This is a genomic window from Bifidobacterium sp. W8110 (genome assembly GCF_016101375.1).
GTDB lineage: Bacteria > Actinomycetota > Actinomycetes > Actinomycetales > Bifidobacteriaceae > Bombiscardovia > Bombiscardovia asteroides.
Map to the genome: position 1 here is coordinate 95,843 of NZ_JACFQO010000002.1, position 18,573 is coordinate 114,415.

An 18,573-nucleotide genomic window follows, 5' to 3' on the forward strand; every position below is an offset into this window, starting at 1 on the left:
CCTCGCATGCAGGTGATGCTTGCCTCAGCCTACACCCCTGCGTTTGCATATGAATTGAGTCGCTGCTGGGGTCTACTGGTGGTCGACCATTCCCCAGCCGGTGTGGATGACCTCCTGATAGACCTCATCAGGGTCCAAACGACCCAGTTCCTCGCTCATGCAGTCCACAGCGGTGCGCAGGGGCATGGAGATGGTCTGTGGGGCTTGGTCAGGCTGGTTGATTCGGGCCTGATCGTCATTGTGGCGCTCCATGCTCATGACTCCGTCAGGACGTTCGAAGTAGACACCGGTGACGGCCCGGGCCTGCGGGTCACGCTCAACGGTGACCGGCACCTTAAGTTTCAGTGCCAGCCAGGAGGCCAAAAGCTCCAATGGCAGGTAGTGGGCCTGGCCGGTCACCCTGACCGAACGGATGGGCAGATGGGGCGGCTGCTGCACCATGGATGTCAGCTGTGCCCGCCAGATGGTGATCCTGGTCCAGGACAGGTCCACGTCCTGATCGCGCGAATGGGCCAGCAGTCCAGCGAAGGCAGCCTGGCGATCGTCGGCTTCCATGGCATCGGTGATTCTGCTTGCGGCCATGGTCCCGATGGAATCCTGCGAGGGATCCAGGGGCGGATTGGTTGGCCACCAAACCACCAGAGGGGCATCAGGCACCAGGAGGGGGATGACCAGAGCATCGGAATGGTCCAGCAAAGCCCCCACTGGTCGCAAAACCACCACCTCGCCGGCGCCGGCATCCGAACCGAAGCGGATTTCGGCATCCAGTGTGCGCTCGCCGTCATGGTCGGTGTTCTTGTAGGAGACGCAATCTTCAGAGGACTGCGCTGCAGCGAACCTCTGGTCCGCTTCCTGCTCGGCCTGATGGTCTTCGGCGTCGGTCACCATGGCGATGACCCGGCAGGGGTGTTCACGGCTTGCTGCGTTCACGGTTTCCAGGGCCGTCTCCAGATGGGCCTGCTCGGTGACGATGACCAGGGTCAGCACTCTTCCCTGGGCGGCCTCTCCCCGCTCCACGTGGAGCTCGTCAATCTCCCGGGCGATGGCGGAGGTAGTGGTGTTGTTCAGTCTGACGATCATGGCATCCTCCAGTGGTATCCGTCGCGGGCCAGCATCAGATCTGCCTCCCGCGGACCCCATGTGCCGGCGCGGTAGGGCTGGGGCTGGCCCTGTCCGGCCCAGAACTCCTCGATCGGGTCCAGGATCTTCCAGGACAGATTGACCTCCTCGGTGGTGGGGAAGAGGGGCGGGTCTCCCAGGAGCACGTCCAGGATCAGCCGCTCGTAGGCCTCCGGGGAGGCCTCGGTGAAGGAACGCCCGTAGGAGAAGTCCATGTTGACGTCGCGAACCTCCATGGCCGAGCCAGGGGTCTTGGCCCCGAAACGCAGGGTCACGCCTTCATCGGGCTGTACGCGGATAACCACGGCGTTGGCGCCCAGTTCCCGGGTGGCCGTGGCCTCGAAGGGCAGGTGGGGGGCACGCTTGAAGACGATGGCGATCTCGCTGACCCGCTTGCCCAGGCGCTTGCCTGTGCGCAGGTAGAAGGGGACGCCGGCCCAGCGTCGGGTGTCTACATCCAGTCTGATGGCCGCATAGGTTTCGGTGGTGGAGGAGGGATCGATCCCGTCCTCGTCCAAGTAGCCGACCACGTGCTGGGAGCCCTGCCAGCCGGCCGTGTACTGGCCTCGGGCGGTGTGGGCCGCCAGATCCTTGGGAAGATGGACAGCGGAAAGAATCTTCGTTTTTTCAGCCGTCAGATCTGAAGCCGAGAAGGAGACCGGCTCCTCCATGGCCGTCAGGGCCATCAGCTGGAGGAGGTGGTTCTGGATCACATCCCGGGCTGCTCCGATTCCGTCGTAGTAGCCGGCCCTGCCGCCGATGCCCATGTCCTCGGCCATGGTGATCTGCACGTGGGAGACGTAGTTGGAGTTCCAGACCGGCTCGAACATCATGTTGGCAAAGCGCAGGGCCAGGATGTTCTGCACGGTCTCCTTGCCCAGGTAGTGGTCGATGCGGAAGACCGAATCCGGCTCGAAGACCTCGGAGACCACGCGGTCGAGCTCCTTGGCCGAGGCCAGGTCGTGGCCGAAGGGCTTCTCGATGATGACGCGGCGCCAGGCCCCCTGGGTTGAGTGGGAGAGCCCCGACTCGGCCAGCTGACGGGCCACCTGGGGGAAGGCCTTGGGTGGCACCGACATGTAGAAGGCATGGTTGCCACGGGTGCCCCGGACCCGGTCCAGCTCCGAGACGGTGGCCGACAGGTTGCGGAAGGCCTCGGCATCGTCGAAGCTGCCCTTGACGAAGCGCATGCCCTGGCTCAGATGTCGCCAGGTGGACTCGTTGAAGGGGGTGCGGCAGTGGGCGCGGACGTTCTCCTCCGCAAAGGCGACGAACTGTTGGTCGCTCCAGTCGCGCCGTCCGAAGCCGATCAGTCCGAAGCTGGCCGGCAACAGCCCCCGGTTGGCCAGGTCATAGACGGCCGGCAATAGCTTTTTCTTGGCCAAATCGCCGGTGACGCCGAAAATGACCAGTGAGCTGGGTCCTGCGATGCGCGGCATGCGCAGATCGCGCGGGTCCAGCAGGGGATTGTGCCAAGGCGCCTGTCGGCCGCCGCCCTCGTCGGGGGGAGTGGGCTGGTCGGCGGAGCGCGCAAGTGGTGAAGTGTCCATAGTGCTCCTCGTGAAATACCGTGGCTCCCAGTCTACTGTCGGCAGTAGAAGGGCAGGGCTGAATATCCGCTGAAGTGTGCATAAGCGTCGCAAAGGTCACATTTACGGATGGAATCCCTAGAATGGTCCGTATGATTCCCAATGTTCCCATGGCCGAGGCCCTGCACCGTCAGTACGCGCCCTCCCAAGCCGCCTATGAACTGATACACACCCACTGCCAGATCGTCGCCGCCCTAGCGGTGCGTATGGTCGATCAGGTCAACGAACACCTGTTGCGTGATGATGACCCTGAAAGGGTTCTGCCCGAGCGGCCCCTGGATCGTGATCTGGTACGCATAGGCGCCCTGTTGCACGACATCGGCACCTATCGGATCCTCAAGGATGACGGCTCCCAGGGTCGGCCCCTGACCTTCCAGGGCGATCGGTACATCGAGCACGGGTTGGAGGGCTACCGCCTGCTGCTGGGTGCTGGCGTGGACGAGTCGGTGGCCCAGTTCGCCCGCAACCATACCGGGGTGGGGCTGACCCGTCGCCAGGTGGAGGAGGAGCATCTGAACCTGCCCCCGGACGACTACCTGCCGGTCAATCCTGAGCAGGAGGTGGTCATGTATGCGGACAAGTTCCACAGCAAGCACCAGCCGCCTATCTTTGTCTCCGAGCCCACTGCCGCCAAGCGCACGGCCAAGTATGGTCCCGACAATCTGGCCCGGTGGAGGCAACTGGTGGCCCGGTATGGGGTGCCGGACCTGCAACCCCTGGCCAATCACTATGGCATGACCATCGTCTGATCCGGCTGTACCGGACCCCAGGAACTGCGGAAGCGACCGCCGAATTCCCGCAGCATCCACGGGTCTGGTTGATAAGGGTCGACTGGATTGGTCCGGCATGCCGCAACGGCTTTCAGGAAAGAGATCATCCCCTGCGATCCGTAAGCGTAAGGGGCTGCGCACCAGACCGGGTTTCCTTCCAGAACGAGAGGTCGATCCGATCCACGGAGGAAGGCCAGATCCACGCTGATCGGAGCAGGAGATTGACCCTCGGTTGCCTGGAGGGCGCAGTCCTCGGCGATTCTTCGATGCCTGGGGTTGAAGACGGCACCGTCAAAGACCGTGGTGATGGTCCGAGAATTTTCACCCTCATGCAGACAGTATCCGCTGGAGGCCGCAATCCGGTCCTTGTCGATGATGACCCGCCACTCCTCATGAATATCCGACAAGTGGGTCTGGATGCGAATCAGCGATTGCGCAGGTGCTGTTCGTAGGTCATGCTGCAGGTCTGCAAGGGTTCGTCGGGCTGCAGGAAGGCCCGATACCCGTCCGGCAGCCAGTTGCGACCAGGGGCGCTGTCCCAAGCCCGATGGCAGTCGGCGCCAGGTCAGGATGGTTTCGGCCGTCACGGTCAGAATCCTGCGTCCGGTCAGGGATTGATCCAGCTCATCCAGCCACAAGGTCGGTGGGGATGACAGGACCCAGGAAGGACGGCCATGCGAGGCCAGCCAGACGTTCTGGGCGATCAGCAGCCCTGGGGTGATCCATATGGCTTCCTTGACGCCGACTTCCTGAATGGGTCCGAATCCATGGTGATGATGCAGAATGACCCCTTGTTGCGGGCGTGGGCCCTTGCTGCACAAATTGATTTGCTCGGCCACGACCCGGGGTATCCACTCCTCATGGGTGATGACGGAACAAATCAGTGCAGTGCCGTCCGTCCCCGGCCCGGAAGGTTGGGGCTCAATCGACGATGAACCGGTCGTCGTAGGTGCCCTCGTCTACAGTGTCCGAACCGCCCGAGGTCAGGATGATCACGGTGCAGTCATGACGGCGGGAGACCCGTTTCAGGGTGGCCAGCAGGGTGTCCCAGTCACCCGGCTCAAGCCCCTCGGTGGGTTCGTCGGCGATGAGCACATCGCACTCGCAGCACAGGGCACGGGCCACGGAGGCCAGACGGAAGTCCAGGTGGCCCAGATCAGCGGTCGTCTTGTCCTGCAGACGCTCCGGGAAGCCCACCTCGTCCAGCAGGTGACGGGCCAGATTGTCCTTGGGTCCCAGGAAGGTGCGCCCGCTGGCATCCATGGTGTAGACAAGGTTCTGCACGGCGGTCAGGTCGTGCCTCAAGGCATCGGTGTCAAAAATGGCCCCGATCTGGTGGCCGCGATAGTCGGAGGCCAGCAACTGGCGCAGGTCCGTGCCTCGGAAGAGCACGCTGCCCTGCGTGGGGGCTCGCAGACCGGTTATCAGAGCCATCAGTGCGGCCCGTCCGGAAGGCGAGGTGGTCTCCACTGAGTAGATGCGGCGGCGCTGGAAATCCAGATTGACATCGTCCAGAATCTGTTCGGGGCGACCCTGGACCTTGCGCGTGTAATCCACGTGCTTCAGGGAAAGCACCGGGTAGCCGCCAGGAACCAGCACCCGTTGGTCACCGGTCTTCAACAGCGGGTCCTCTTCCTGGTCGCCATCAGGATCTTCGGCATCTTCATGCTCGATGACCACTTTGAAGGCAGCCAGCGAGACATCTTCTTCCGAAGAATCACCCTCCTCGGACTTTTCGTCTGTCAGGGTGGCTGCTTCTTGCTCGGATTCGGGCAGAGGTTCGGCGCCGGTGTTCTCGTCGGCTTTTTGATTGGTTTCGGCCCTTGTCTGAGCAGCTTGCTTCTGATCGGCCTGCTTCCGATCAGTCTTTGCCTGGTCAGCGGTCATGGTCGCAGCCTTTTCCTGGGACTCTTTGTTAGGTTGCTGGTTCGATGTCTTTTCGCTCATGCCTCGTCCTCCAGGTCGTTGGTGTATAGCTGGGCGGTTCTGAAGGCCGCTACCCGGGCGGCTGCGGCCAGAGCGAGAACCAGGCAGACGGCCAGGCCGATCAGGATCATCTTCCAGATCAGACCAGCATCAGGCATGCTGGCCAGGTTCCCCAGCCGGAAGAGCGACCGGCCCAGCGGCCGACTGATCAGGGTGCCCAGAGCCAGGCCCAGTGCCAGTCCGGGCAGGGTGAGCAAGAAGGTCTCCAGGGCGAACTGCCAGCCCAGCCGGGCTTTGTGGACTCCGATGGTGACAGCCATGCCGATTTCGTTGGCACGGCCGCGCAGCATGAGGATCAGGCAGCCCAGCAGAATCAGCCCGCCCAGCAGGCAGACCAGGATGATGGTGGTTCGCGCCTGGTCGGCAGCCTGGTGGACCGGCTCCATCCGCCGCTGGTAGTCCTTCAGGCCGGGGGAGTCGATGTCGTACTGCGAGGCTTTGAGCCCGTCCTTGCGCAGCTCCTTGATGAACTTTTGGTAGGTGCTCGGCGAATCCAGGACGAAGGCCACCAGCAGCTCATGGCCAGGATCACCGGGTTTGCTGGCCGTATCCAACCCCAGCATGGCAAAAGTGGGATAGGCCGTGTAGATGGCACGGTTGGCTGCCTGGTCGGCGGCCTTGCGGTAATGATAGATGCCCGAGACGGTCAGTTTGACCTGTTGATCCTGCTGGCGGGGATCCTTGATGGTCAAGGGATCGCCCACCTTGAGCTTGTTGGACTGTGCCATCTGCTTGGAGATAAGCACGGTCTGGGTGCCCGAGGCATTCTGTGAAGCGTAATCCAGCCCCTTGCCCTGGTCCAGTACGAAGGGGCCGTGAGGCAGGGTGGGCTCGGCCTGCTTGTCGGAAACACCCACCAGGGAGTAAGTGCCTGACTGGGGCAGTCCCTCCGGGCTGATGTCGGCGGTCTCATGGAAGTAGGCCTTGTACTGCATGCCATCCATCTGCAGGCGCTGGGCATACTTGGAATACTCGTTCCAGCCCAGGGGAGAGGCCTTGGTTCCCTTGCGCGGGCTGATAACGGCATCCACCTGTTGGGATTCGTAGTCTGTGGTACGTGCCCTGGTGTCAGCCTGGAGCACGGTGGCCGCCGTCGTGGCCGATGCCGCCACGACCAGGCAGACCAGAACCATGACCAGGCTCCGCGCCGCATGCCGCCTGATGGTGAACCAGGCGTTCTTGAGAACGAACATGACACCCTTCCTGATAGCGTTCCAGGGATGACCGGGCGGCCCGCGCTGACGGGCCTTGAGTCCGGTCGCCGTCCTCCAGTCTAACCAAGGACGTTCCCAAGCTAGCGGTGCGAACTTGGAGCTTGCTGAATGTCCTGTTCGGTCTCTGCCAGGTCGGCATGGGAGAAGTTGCGCACCTTCAGGGAGACGGCCAGAGCAGCCAGAATCAGCACCAGGGTGAAGATCAATCCGTAGTGGGTGCCCCTGGTGAAGGCCTGTGCTTTATCAGCTCCGGATGCCTGCCCCTCACCCATGGCCAGCAGGGAGGTGGTGATGGCCGTGGCCACGGCTCCTACGATCTGTTGCATGGTGTTGATGATGGTGCTTCCATCGCCGGACTGCGGGCCGCTCAGAGAGTTGAGCGCGTAGGTCTGGGCTGGTGACATGGCCAGGGGGCAGCCGATCATGAGGATGATGTGGGCTGCCACCACCAGGGCTACAGGGGTGTGGGGGCCGGTGAACAGTAGGATGACGGTTCCAAGCAGAGCGACGATGAATCCGCAACGGACGGGCATCCGGGCTCCAAAGCCGTCATAGAGCCGGCCGGCGAAGGCTGAGACCAGGGCGTTGATGGCGCCGCCGGGCAGCATGAGGATGCCGGTCATGGCTACGGGCAGGAGCAGTCCCCGCTGCAGGAACTGGGGCAGCAGATACATGGAGGAGAGGATGACTGCGAAGTCCAGCATGACCAGGGTGGCGCCGTAGCGGAAGGCTGGGATGGAGAAGATGCGCAGGTTGAGCACCGGGTGCTCCAGGTCCAGCTGACGACGAATATAGAGGACCAGGGCAGCCAGGGCCACAACCAGAATGATCAGGGTGACCGGGGAAAGCCAGCCGTACCTGCTGGCCAGGCTGACGCCTGCCACCAGTCCGCCGAAACCGACAATGGATTCCAGAATCGAGGCCAGGTCGGGCCGTTGGTGGGTGATGGTCCCTACATTCTTCAGGAAGCAGACGGCGAAGATCAGGGCTACAACCAGGAAGGGGGTGAAGAACCAGAAGATCCAGTGCCAGGTCAGCTTGCCCAGGATGATTCCGGTCAGGGTCGGGCCGATGGCGGGAGCGAACATGATGACCAGGGCGCACATGCCCATGACCGTGCCCAAACGGGCCGGCGGGAAGATCAGCATGGCCACGGTGAACATGAGCGGCAGGATCAGGCCGGTGCCGATGCCTTGAATCAGCCGTCCTGTCAGAAGGACGGGGAAGGTGGGGGCCATGGCCGAGATCACCGAGCCCGCCAGGAAAGCGACCAGACCGAAGATCACGGTCTGCCTGGTGGTGAACCACTTGGAGATCAGGCTGGAGAAGGGCAGGACGATGCCGATGACCAGCATGTACCCCGTCACCAGCCATTGCACGGTGGCAGCGGGGATTTGGAAACTCTCCATCAGGTTGGGCAGGGCGATATTGAGCGAGGTTTCACTCAGCATGCCCACGAAGGCCCCGATCATCAGCGCGGCGATGGCCGGCCAGGGGTGGGGGACGGCCGGGCGTGACCGGTGAATGGAGGCAGAGGTGGACGTGTTTTGCACGATAATGATCTCCTTCTTCAGACAAACAGCACGCCATCTTAGGGAGGCGGCACTTTTTTCGTAAGCCGGCATGTCTACTCGCTTCGCCGAAGGCGTGCCGCCTCGGGACGGAAAAGGTTATGCTCGGGAATGGTCGTCAGAGACCATAAGGAGGGTGCGTGTGGATTGGCATGCAACGGTCTACGGGTCAAGAGCCGGCGGTTCGGGAGGCCATGGTTTCTATGATCCGGGCGACGAGGAGGAGGGACGGATCTTCGGCGACCCGGACACCATCTCTGACGCCGCTCTGCGTCGATTGGGCGGCAAGGCCTACTTTCGTGCCCATCAACTGCTGGATGACCGCCGCTTTACAGACCTGCGCCTGCGGCACCTGGGGGCTTTGACCGTCCTCAAGGGACGTGTGCCCGCCACCTATCAGCCGGATGGCGACTGCATGGTTCAGGCTCGGCTGGACGAGCAGGCCCATCGGGTCATCGACTCCTCCTGCACCTGCCGGTCCTTCGGGCGCCAGGGTCCTGCATGCAAGCACGTAGTCGCCTTGATCATGGCCTACAACGAGTCCAGCCAGGCCTTTGCGGGATCGGATGACTGGGCCGGTGACCAGGGTCGATCGCGGTCCGCCCGGTCGACTTCGGGACCCCTGGCGGCTTATATGCACCGGCAGGAGGGTCGGCGGCGGCAGGCCTTTCGTGACCGCCAGCTGAGCCTGCTCAAGCAGGAGAACGGTCCGGTCGGCGGTCGTCACCTGCCCATCGGTTCGGTTGGGCTGATCCCTGATCTGACCAGTGAACGCGGCGGGTGGCAGGTCCGTCTGCACATCACCCTGTCCTCCCACGGTGTCGCCTACCTGGTCAAGGACCTGCCGGCCCTGTTGCGTGCCGTGGACCAGGGCGAATTCATGTCTTACGGACGGCGGCTGGCCTTCATCCATTCTCGTGACACCTTTGATGACCGGGCCCAGGCTCTGCTGACCATTCTGGAAAGGGCCGGCGCCATCCGACGCAGCCTGGCCGAACAGGAGGGGGGCATGCGCCGCCGTCTTACACGTGCAGGATTGGCGGGGATTCGGCTCAGCGACGACGAGGTGGCGCAGATTCTCGATCTGTTCGTGGATTCCGGGCTCACCCTGGACTACACGCCTCCCGAGGACTCCTTCCTGCAGACCATGCCTGCCCCCGTGGTCGACGGAGACCCAGACCCCGGCATCGCGGTCCGCAAGGAGGCGGATGGCTACCGAATTACCCATGCCCTGGCCGTGGAGCGCTTCATCGTAGGTCAGGCCTCTTCCTTCGTGATTGTGCGCCCTTCGCAGCCCGGCTTAGGGCTGGATCCGGGGCCGGTCATCCACCGTTGCAGCGCGCGTTTCATGCGGCATCGGGACCTGTTGGAGACCCTCTGCCGCCCTGGCGAGGATCGGGATCTGCATCTGGATGCCGACGACCTGGATCTTTTTGCCCGGACCGTACTGCCCGACCTGGATCAGGGTGCCCAGGAAGGATCCGGGCTCTCCGCCAGTCTGCCCGAGGAGTTGGATGCCCGGCGGCGGCCGCCCTGTAGGATCGAGCTTTACCTGGACAGGGATCGGCAGGGGGTCAGCTGCGATCTCAAGGCCCGTTATGGGGACCGTCTTCTGTCTGTAGGCACCGACCCTGCCTCGGAGGATGAACCCGGCAGGGATCGGGAGAGCGAGTCTTTGGCCCGGCAGACGGTCCGCCACTATTTCCCTCTGATGGAGGAGGGACTGGCGCGCATACCAGAGGAGAACGAGGAGGCCATCCATACCCTGCTGACCCGGGGCCTGCCAGTGCTCAAGGGTCTGGGACGGGTCTTCTCCACCCCGGCCTTCGACGGACTGAGCGTCGTCTCTCATCCACAGATCCGCGTGGGCGTGCGGGTGCGATCCGGACTGGTCGAGATCTCGCCCATCGCCGATGAGGTACGGCCTGAGGAGGCTGCCGCCATTCTGGCTGACCATCGCCGTCGTCGGCGCTTCCATCGTCTGCGCAATGGGGCCTTCGTCGAGTTGGCTGATCTGGATACCGAGGCAGTGGACACCCTGGCCCAGGATCTGGGCATCGACCCGGCTGATCTGGCCAAGGGGCCGGTCCGGGTGCCTGACTTCCAGCTCGGCTACCTGGATGCGCTGGTGCCCGAGCAGGACCGCGATTCCAGCTTCCGCGACTACCTGAAGGAGCGCAGGCCTGACCCTCAGGGGTTCAGGGTCCCCGACGGGCTGCGTGGGCAGCTCAGACCCTACCAGGTCGAAGGGCTGCGTTGGCTGTGTACCCTGAGCGATCGCGGATTCGGCGGCATCCTGGCCGACGAGATGGGCCTGGGCAAGACCATACAGATGCTGGCCTACCTGCTCTCCCGTCGGGATCAGGTCAGAGATCGGGGACCCTCGCTGATCGTCTGTCCGGCCTCCCTGGTCTACAACTGGGAGGCCGAGTGCCGCCGCTTTACGCCGGATCTGCGGGTGGCGGTCCTGGCCGGAGGGCGCAGCCAGCGTCAGACTCTGCTGGATCAGGCCAGATCCTACGATCTGCTGATAACTTCATATGATCTGCTCAGGCGGGACCTGGACCGGTATCGGCGGCTGCCCTGGTATGCCTTGGTCTTGGACGAGGCCCAGTACATCAAGAACCATGCCACCAAGGCGGCCCGGGCCGTACGCGCTCTGGACAGCCTGCACCGGTTCGCCCTGACCGGTACGCCCATTGAGAACCGGCTGTCTGAGCTTTGGAGCATCTTCGACTTCCTGATGCCGGGGATGCTGGGCCCCTACTCCCGGTTCCGGGACCGCTTCGAAATGCCCATACTCAGCGGCGCTCAGGATGCCCAGTCCCGGCTCCAGGCCCTGGTTGGACCATTCATTCTGCGCCGGCTCAAGTCACAGGTGCTGACGGATCTGCCCGAGAAGATTGAAAACGTGATCAGCGTGCCCCTGCAGGGTCGTCAGCGCAAGCTCTATGCGGCTCTGGAGCAGGAGCTGAGGGCCACGCTCAACAAGGAAAGGGATCAGGAGTACGAGGTCGGTAAAATCCAGGTGCTGGCCCAGCTGACCAGGCTGCGGGAGGTTTGCTGCGATCCGCGTCTGGTCTACCAGGATCAGGGTCGGGACCGGCGCGGCGAGTCGGCCAAACTGGATGCCATCGAGGATCTGGTGGTCTCCTGCCAGGATGCCGGGCGTAAGATGCTGATCTTCTCCCAGTTCACCTCCTACCTGGACCTGATAGCACAACGGCTCCGTCGGCTGGACGTGCCTTACGACCTGATCACCGGCGCCACATCCAAGAAGAGGCGGCTGGAGCTGGTGGAACAGTTCAACAGGGATGCCACGCCGGTTTTTCTGATCTCCCTGAAGGCCGGCAATACCGGGCTCAACCTGACCGGAGCCTGTGTAGTCGTCCATGCGGACCCCTGGTGGAACGCCGCAGCCCAGGAGCAGGCCAACGACCGCGCCCACCGGATTGGTCAGACCCAGGACGTCAACGTCTACCAGATCGTGGCCAAGGACACCATCGAGGAACGCATCCTCAACCTGCAGCACAGTAAGAGCGACCTGGCATCGCGCTTTGTCGATTCGGCCGCCTCCACCGGCGCTTCCAGCGTGGCAAGACTGAGCAGAAAAGACCTCCTGGCACTGCTGGGCTGAGCGGCTTGGACTGGGTGTTGGTAATCTTGAAATTGTATATGGCTTCATACTCTGTGCCGTTGATGGTGAGGTTGATGGATACCAAATACAGGTGCAGGAAAGATGACTTTCATACGATGAGGTGTTCTCCATGCGTTTGTCGTCGGTGTTCAGCAATGGAATGGTGCTGCAGCGTGATGTTCCCTCTGTGATTTGGGGATGGTCCAGACCTGGAACCCGAGTGGATGCATCCATTGCGCATTCCAAGGGGAGCGCTCTGTCTGACCGCTCCGGTCTCTGGCGGATTGTTCTGCCTGCGCATGCTGCTGGAGGCCCATATGCGCTCCATGTGACCTCAAGAACACAGTCCGGGGTTAGTGAAGAGAAGATCGTCATCGATGATGTCCTCTTTGGGGATGTCTGGATTCTGGCTGGCCAGTCGAATATGCAGCTCTGGATGGGACGATTAAAAACCAAATATCACGATGAAATCGATATGGCCAATGACGATGGCATACGGTTCTTTCTGGTTGGCGAATCTGCATCGCCCTGTGAGCCCTCCATCGATTTGCCTGGGGGGCGCTGGCAGGTCGTCGGTTTGGACGATATCACCAATTTGTCCGGCGTAGGCTACTTCTTCGCCCGGAGGATCAGGAAAAGCCAGGATGTGCCTCTCGGCTTGATTCAGATAGCCATTGGCGGTACGCCCATCGAGTCCTGGATGAGCGCTTGTCGGTTGAAGAACCTGGGGTATCTTCAGGCGGATCCCATGGATTTTCCTTCCAAAGACGGCCTTACGGCCTTTCAACAATCAGAGCATGACGCTGTTCAAAAATATCGGCGTAGCCTGGATCAGGCCGATCGCGGTCTGGCTGGCAATTGGTACGAGCGGGACTATGATGACTCGGACTGGAAGCCTCTTGCACTCAGCCAGGCATGGTACCTGCATGATGCCTTCGCGGGTCCAGGAGTTGTATGGATGCGGTGCAAGGTGGAGGTTCCGCCCTTGTATCAAGGACATCCCGCTGTGCTGGATCTGGGTACTCTGGTCGATTCGGACCAGTGCTATGTTGATGGGCAATTAGTGGGTGAGACTGGATATCGATATCCTCCTCGGTTGTATCCCGTCGGACACTTGGGCGCTCAAATGCAGATAACGGTACGGCTTCGCATTGACACCGATCAGGGGGGTGGGTGGACGCCGGGCAAGCGCCATTGCCTGAGAATCGTCGATATGGATCAGGCGCAGATTGATTTGGATGCTTCTGGGTCGTGGCGCTGTCGGAGGGGTCTATGGGCGCCGCCGGCTCCAATCGAGCACTATCCTACGCGGATGCCGGCTGCGTGTTTCAATGCCATGGTGGCGCCACTGGCTGGTTTGCAAATGTCAGGCGTTCTGTGGTATCAGGGCGAATCAAATGCTTCTCGTTCGTCAGAGGGGTATGGCAGAAAATTAATTGGTTTGATCCAGGATTGGCGACGCCTTTTCCATCGGCCGGATCTTCCATTTATATATGTGCAGTTGCCGAACCTGAAAATCGAAGGTCAGCAATGGCCTCGTCTGCGTGATGAACAGCGCAAGGCATTGGTCCTTGACCATACTGCAATGGTGGTCTCCTGCGGCTTAGGCGAGGATAACGATCTGCATCCGCTGAACAAAAAAGCTGTGGGGGAGCGATTGGCCTATGCGGCACAGTCCATTGTCTATGGTGCCGACCATCCGGCAATGGGCCCGCGGATCAGTCACGCGGAGCGCAGGGAGGAGGGCATCGTCCTCCATTTCGCTGAAGCCGGGTCCGGTCTGGTTGCAAACGGCCCGCTGAAGTTTGACCTGGTCGATTCTTCATCTGGCGGAGTACCTGAATCCTTACGCGGAATCATCGCTTCTTCTGACACGATTCTCGTTCCTTTGGATTCGGACCGGGCTCTGGGCAATCCGGTCTTTGTGCGATACGCCTGGGCGCACTCGCCTCGTCTGCCTCTGGCCGGCGAGGATGGTCTGCCGGTTTCCCCCTTTGAAGTCCCGCTGGATCAAATTCTCCCCTCCCGGTGAATTTCGGGGCGGCGTATGCCAGTCTTTGCCTGATGGACCTGTTTGGTAATGGATCTCTCATCAGATTGCGAAAACTAGTCGAAATTGTCGTTCATTCGAGCGAGAAACATACTATCAATCTCTTCTGATGCTTGCTGAAGTGAAGATTGCAGGTGACACAAAACCGTGAAAAATGCGAATGCTTCCTTAGACGGATTGTGACCTGTCCCGATATCGCTATCTTATAGACTTTCTATCTTTGAGAAGCGTACATATGAGCCTTTAGGCAGGTATTTATTAGGTGGGGAATATCCGATCAGGTAGTACGAAAATTTAGATATAAATAATGAAAAGATTAGGTTTTTCCCTTAAAAACTGATACACTGTCTTTGGTTGCTGAGCAACAAAGAACCTGACGGAGTTGTCGAACGACCATGATCGGTCTTCGTTCAGTTCTCACTCTTTCCAGGAAAGGACGGCAAGGGATGATGGTAGGTCTTCGCGCTGGAGGTGGGTTGAAAGAAATTCGACAACACATGTATTCAGTGAAAGGGGATGAACGGCTGTGAGCTATGCCGCTGAGTTCGCTTCATTGGTGAAGGACAGGGAAAGGGAGAAGCGGAAGCATCCTGACAATAAGGCAGCATGTGCTTTTATGGCCCCATGGGTCATCGGGGCTGTCTTTTTGTCGCTTATACCGATGATCGCTTCCGTTGTCTTATCGTTCACCAAATACAACATGCTGACCAGTCCAAAATTTGTGGGCCTGCAGAATTTTGCCACCCTGTTCAAGGATATAAGATTTCAGCATTCGCTACGAGTCACCTTCACCTATGTCATTGTGTCTGTGCCGCTACAGCTTTTGGCTGCGCTGGCACTCGCAGTGATCTTGGATCGCGGAATGAAGGGGTTGACATTTTATCGCTCCGCCTTCTATTTGCCTTCAATGCTCGGCGGTTCCGTGGCCATAGCAGTCCTATGGAAGATGGTGTTTGGTTCGGAAGGACTATTTAACAATTTCCTGAATATGTTCGGCCTTCACGTGACTCAGTCCTGGATAGGAAATCCCGCCACTGCAAATTGGACCTTGGTGGCTTTGCATGTCTGGCAATTCGGTTCCGCCATGGTGATCTTCCTGGCGGGATTACGGCAGATTCCCCGGGAGCTCTACGAGGCCGCGAGTGTCGATGGGGCGGGAAAGTGGAGGCAGTTCCGGTCAATTACCATGCCGATGCTGTCGCCCATAGTCTTCTTCAACTTGGTCATGAGCATCATCAATAGTTTTCAGACCTTCACCCAAGCATTCGTGGTCTCCGGAGGCACGGGTGGACCATCCGACTCCACGCTGTTCTACACCCTGTATCTCTACCAACAGGGTTTTGGCCAGCTGAAGATGGGTTATGCTTCCGCAATGGCTTGGATCCTGGTGCTCATCGTGGCTGTATTTACACTGATCAATTTCGCTCTTTCAAAGTACTGGGTGTATTACGATGACTGATTCGCACAAAAATCTGAAAACAGGCTCTCCGTCCGCTGCTCTTCCCGTTTTTGGTCATCGGAGCGCGGATATATTCAAGCAGCTTATCAAGCAGATTCTCCTGTTTGTCTTTGCCCTTGTCATGCTTTATCCAATCTTGTGGATGATAGCTTCAAGTCTGCGCGGGCAAAATGAGATTTTCAAGAATATGGGGCTCTTGGTAACCCACCCAATCTGGTCGAACTATGTCAAAGGCTGGAATGCGCTAAGCTACCCGTTCAGCAAGTATTTCATCAATTCATTCATCATTGTGATCTTTGCCATCATTGGCAACATCATCACCTGTTCGCTGACCGCCTATGCTTTTGCACGATTGGATTTCAGCTTCAGGAATATCATGTTTGGCTTTATGCTGCTCATGCTGATGGTCCCAATCCATGTCATTGTGATTCCGCAGTACATCATTTGGAATTCCCTGGGCATGATCAACACGATCGTGCCGCTGGTCCTTCCCAAGTTCCTGGCCATGGATGGGTTCTTCGTCTTTCTGTTTTATCAATTCATACGAGGCATACCCCGGGATTTGGATGAAGCGGCGAAGATCGATGGAGCCGGTCATCTGCGGATATTCTTCCAAGTGCTTCTGCCATTGATGAAACCGGCCATCGGGACAACTGCCGTATTCACCTTCATGTGGACCTGGAATGATTTCTTCAGTCAGCTCATCTATCTGACCAAACCACAGTATTATACGGTCCCCATTGCTCTCCGTACTTTCATCGATGCCCAATCACAGTCATCCTATGGCCCCATGTTTGCCATGAGCGTCCTGTCGATTGTCCCGCTCTTCCTGGTCTTCTGCTTCGGACAAAGATATCTGGTCGAGGGCATTGCAACAACCGGCGGCAAGTAGCGATATCCGTGTCGAGCGTGGAGGAATGCGGTCTGCCCGGAGGGCAGGGAGGTAGACGTGAGCATGTTGCGGTACCAAGATGCATCACAGTGGCGAGGCGGTAAACGCTCAGATGCCCAGCCGTTGACAGGTATAAGACAGCTGGTGCATGTAATGGCAACAAGGCCGTGGCAGCTTATCCAGGCGAGCCTGGTCTTCACCCTCGCCTGTCTGCCAATAATCACCATACCCTTGGCCTGTTCAGCCCTGTGCCGGATTTGCGATATGCTCATGCAACGCCGGATCTGCAACCCCTGGCATGATTTTCCAAGGGCCATGATTCAAGATTGGAAGCGCGTCATGTGCGCAGGATGGACGCTGCTGGCATTTCAGGTGGTTGCTTTCACGGGGATTGTCTTCTGCGCCCGGGCTGGAGGCCCTGGCGGCGACATAGCCATGATGGGATTCATCCTTATATTCGTCTTGTTCTGCATGGCTGCCACTTATGTTTTTCCACTCATATGGGCGACTGATTTGCATTACCGTAATCTGGTCCGCGATTCCCTGTTATTGACCATGGTCAGGCTGCCCCGGAACATGTTGGTTCTCCTAGCGGGGCCTTGCCTGATCGTGATCACGGCCCTTCTCGTTCCGGATCTGCTCTGCATCCTGCTTCTGCTTGCCTGGGGTCCGTTGGCTCTTGTCCATGTATGGAACGCATCTGAAGGCATCAGGCAGTATGTCATCGTTGGACGAACTTCCGCATGAAAGGAGGTGGAGTTCAATTGACGATGCCTCAGCCCAGTGGTCATAGCCCAGGATTTGCTGCTGGAGAAGGCATCGTCCGGAATACGCGCTTCGAGCTGGTTTTTATGAAGACGGGTGTGAAACCCTGTCTGCTTTTCAAGGAGGAATGGCAATGAAATACAAAAGTACGCTGATCGCAGCCGTCGCTGCCGCTTCTGCTGTGGTTATGGCTCTGTCGGGCTGTGGTAGTTCAGTCAGCGCCAGTGGTGGCGGCGATGACCCGATTTTGGCCCCCAAAGGGGAGAAGGTCTCTATCACGCTGAACTGGTGGGGCTCCGACGCTCGCGTTAAGCTGACCGAATCCGCAGTGAAGCGATTCGAACAGGCCAATCCCAACATTCACGTAGATATGCAATACTCCGATTGGGGTGGATATTGGGACAAGCTGGCAACCTCGGTGGCTGGGGATAACGCTCCTGACGTGATGCAAATGGATGAAAGTTATTTTTCCTCCTATGCCTCGCAAGGATCGCTCTATGACCTTTCCAAGGTTTCGAAATACCTGGATCTGGGAAACATGGCTGTGGAAAACAAGAAAGCCGGACAAATCGATGGAAAGCAGTATGCAGCCGAAACAAGCGTCACTTTGATTGGCGTAATCGTCAATATGGACATACTGGAGAAATTGGGCATCACCCTTCCTGACACCTCGAAGTGGACCTGGAAGGAGTATGAAGATGTCTGTCAGCAGGTGGTCGATAAGTCAAATGGTCAGTATGTGGGCACCCAGCCTACCTTCGGCGGCTATGACTTCCAGCTTTGGCAGCGCCAACATGGCAAGAGAACAATGTTCACTGGCAACAAGGTCACCATCGATAAGAAACTGATGTCAGACTACATGCAGAAAGCCTATGACTGGACCCATGGCAAGAACCCCATTGCCGGCAGTCCCGACAGGTGGAGTGAACAGTTCTCTGCAGTAAACGGAACCCTCCAGGATTCGGATATGGCCAAGGGCAAGCAGGCTTTCTCGTTCGGATCAGGCGGCCTCTCATCCCAGCTGGCTCAGTATGCAAAGGCACTGGGAACTGAAAACTTCAAGATAGTTCCCATGCCTGCTGACAAGTCGGCGAGTAAGAAGTACTATTACATGAAGCCGGGGATGTACTGGTCGATGTCGGCGAAGACCAAGCACCCCGCAGAATCTGCCAAGCTGATCGACTTTCTGATCAACGATGATGAAACCGGCAAGGAGTTTGGCACGGACCGTGGCATCCCCTCTAACAAGAAAATTCGCAAGGAACTGGACAGCGTTGCGAATCCGCTTGATAAGCAGCTGTTCGCGTTTGTGGATCAGATGAGCAAGATCTCTGGTCCCAATCCAGACCCGACCCCTAACGGAGCCAGTGGGTTTACCAACGCCTTCCTACGCAAGCTTCAGGATGTCGTCTTTGATAAGTCCAAGCCTGATAAGGCTGCAGATGAATTGATCAGCGAAATTCAGAATTCGGTGGATACCGCATCCTGATAAAAACCGCTGGAATTCAAGGGTGGGAGCAG

Annotated in this window: 13 protein-coding genes; 7 read left to right on the forward strand and 6 right to left on the reverse strand. The window is 59.2% G+C overall.

Translation table 11 applies throughout. From position 1 onward, the window contains the following. Window positions 1-72: 72 nt before the first annotated feature. Together H3T88_RS03555 and zwf are read right to left on the reverse strand one after the other, a co-directional pair. Window positions 73-1,080 (reverse strand): glucose-6-phosphate dehydrogenase assembly protein OpcA, encoded by a 1,008-nt coding sequence (locus H3T88_RS03555; RefSeq protein WP_198203593.1) that lies wholly within the window; start codon window positions 1,078-1,080, stop codon window positions 73-75. Further along, window positions 1,077-2,558 (reverse strand): glucose-6-phosphate dehydrogenase, encoded by a 1,482-nt coding sequence (gene zwf / locus H3T88_RS03560; protein WP_232347162.1) that lies wholly within the window; start codon window positions 2,556-2,558, stop codon window positions 1,077-1,079. The genes H3T88_RS03555 and zwf overlap by 4 nt, the downstream gene beginning before the upstream one ends. A 233-nt stretch (window positions 2,559-2,791) precedes the next feature. On the opposite strand from zwf, the gene H3T88_RS03565 reads away from it, so the two are divergent. Next, on the forward strand, window positions 2,792-3,457 hold the full coding sequence (locus H3T88_RS03565) for an HD domain-containing protein (protein ID WP_198203594.1): 666 nt from the start codon (window positions 2,792-2,794) through the stop codon (window positions 3,455-3,457). On the opposite strand, the gene H3T88_RS03570 is transcribed toward H3T88_RS03565, so the two are convergent. From H3T88_RS03570 to H3T88_RS03585, 4 genes are all read right to left on the reverse strand, one after another. Beyond that, a complete protein-coding gene (locus H3T88_RS03570; RefSeq protein ID WP_198203595.1) occupies window positions 3,436-4,317 on the reverse strand; it encodes a hypothetical protein in 882 nt (293 codons plus the stop codon). The genes H3T88_RS03565 and H3T88_RS03570 overlap by 22 nt on opposite strands. An 82-nt stretch (window positions 4,318-4,399) precedes the next feature. Beyond that, window positions 4,400-5,425 carry an ATP-binding cassette domain-containing protein gene (locus tag H3T88_RS03575; RefSeq protein WP_198203596.1) on the reverse strand — a complete coding sequence of 342 codons (1,026 nt, stop codon included), beginning with the start codon at window positions 5,423-5,425 and terminating at the stop codon, window positions 4,400-4,402. Further along, window positions 5,422-6,657, reverse strand: coding sequence for an FtsX-like permease family protein (locus H3T88_RS03580; RefSeq protein WP_198203597.1), 1,236 nt, complete (start codon window positions 6,655-6,657; stop codon window positions 5,422-5,424). Before H3T88_RS03580 ends, H3T88_RS03575 begins: the two co-directional genes overlap by 4 nt. 101 nt (window positions 6,658-6,758) lie before the next feature. After that, a complete protein-coding gene (locus H3T88_RS03585; RefSeq protein ID WP_198203598.1) occupies window positions 6,759-8,231 on the reverse strand; it encodes a DHA2 family efflux MFS transporter permease subunit in 1,473 nt (490 codons plus the stop codon). 160 nt (window positions 8,232-8,391) lie between these two features. Between H3T88_RS03585 and H3T88_RS03590 the strand changes: the two genes are divergently transcribed. From H3T88_RS03590 to H3T88_RS03615, 6 genes are all read left to right on the forward strand, one after another. Continuing rightward, the gene (locus tag H3T88_RS03590) at window positions 8,392-11,886 is read left to right on the forward strand and encodes an SNF2-related protein (RefSeq protein WP_198203599.1); all 3,495 of its coding nucleotides are present in this window, start codon (window positions 8,392-8,394) and stop codon (window positions 11,884-11,886) included. A gap of 220 nt (window positions 11,887-12,106) precedes the next feature. Continuing rightward, window positions 12,107-13,918 (forward strand): sialate O-acetylesterase, encoded by a 1,812-nt coding sequence (locus H3T88_RS03595; RefSeq protein ID WP_198203600.1) that lies wholly within the window; start codon window positions 12,107-12,109, stop codon window positions 13,916-13,918. 544 nt (window positions 13,919-14,462) lie between these two features. Continuing rightward, window positions 14,463-15,395: a carbohydrate ABC transporter permease gene (locus H3T88_RS03600; protein ID WP_015021270.1), complete on the forward strand. Its 933-nt coding sequence runs from the start codon at window positions 14,463-14,465 to the stop codon at window positions 15,393-15,395. Then, the gene (locus H3T88_RS03605; RefSeq protein WP_110416764.1) at window positions 15,388-16,287 is read left to right on the forward strand and encodes a carbohydrate ABC transporter permease; all 900 of its coding nucleotides are present in this window, start codon (window positions 15,388-15,390) and stop codon (window positions 16,285-16,287) included. Before H3T88_RS03600 ends, H3T88_RS03605 begins: the two co-directional genes overlap by 8 nt. Before the next feature lie 153 nt (window positions 16,288-16,440). Then, window positions 16,441-17,034, forward strand: coding sequence for a DUF624 domain-containing protein (locus tag H3T88_RS03610; RefSeq protein WP_198203601.1), 594 nt, complete (start codon window positions 16,441-16,443; stop codon window positions 17,032-17,034). 145 nt (window positions 17,035-17,179) lie between these two features. Then, complete coding sequence (locus H3T88_RS03615) at window positions 17,180-18,541, forward strand: ABC transporter substrate-binding protein (protein ID WP_198203602.1); 1,362 nt, start codon at window positions 17,180-17,182, stop codon at window positions 18,539-18,541. Window positions 18,542-18,573 lie beyond the last annotated feature (32 nt).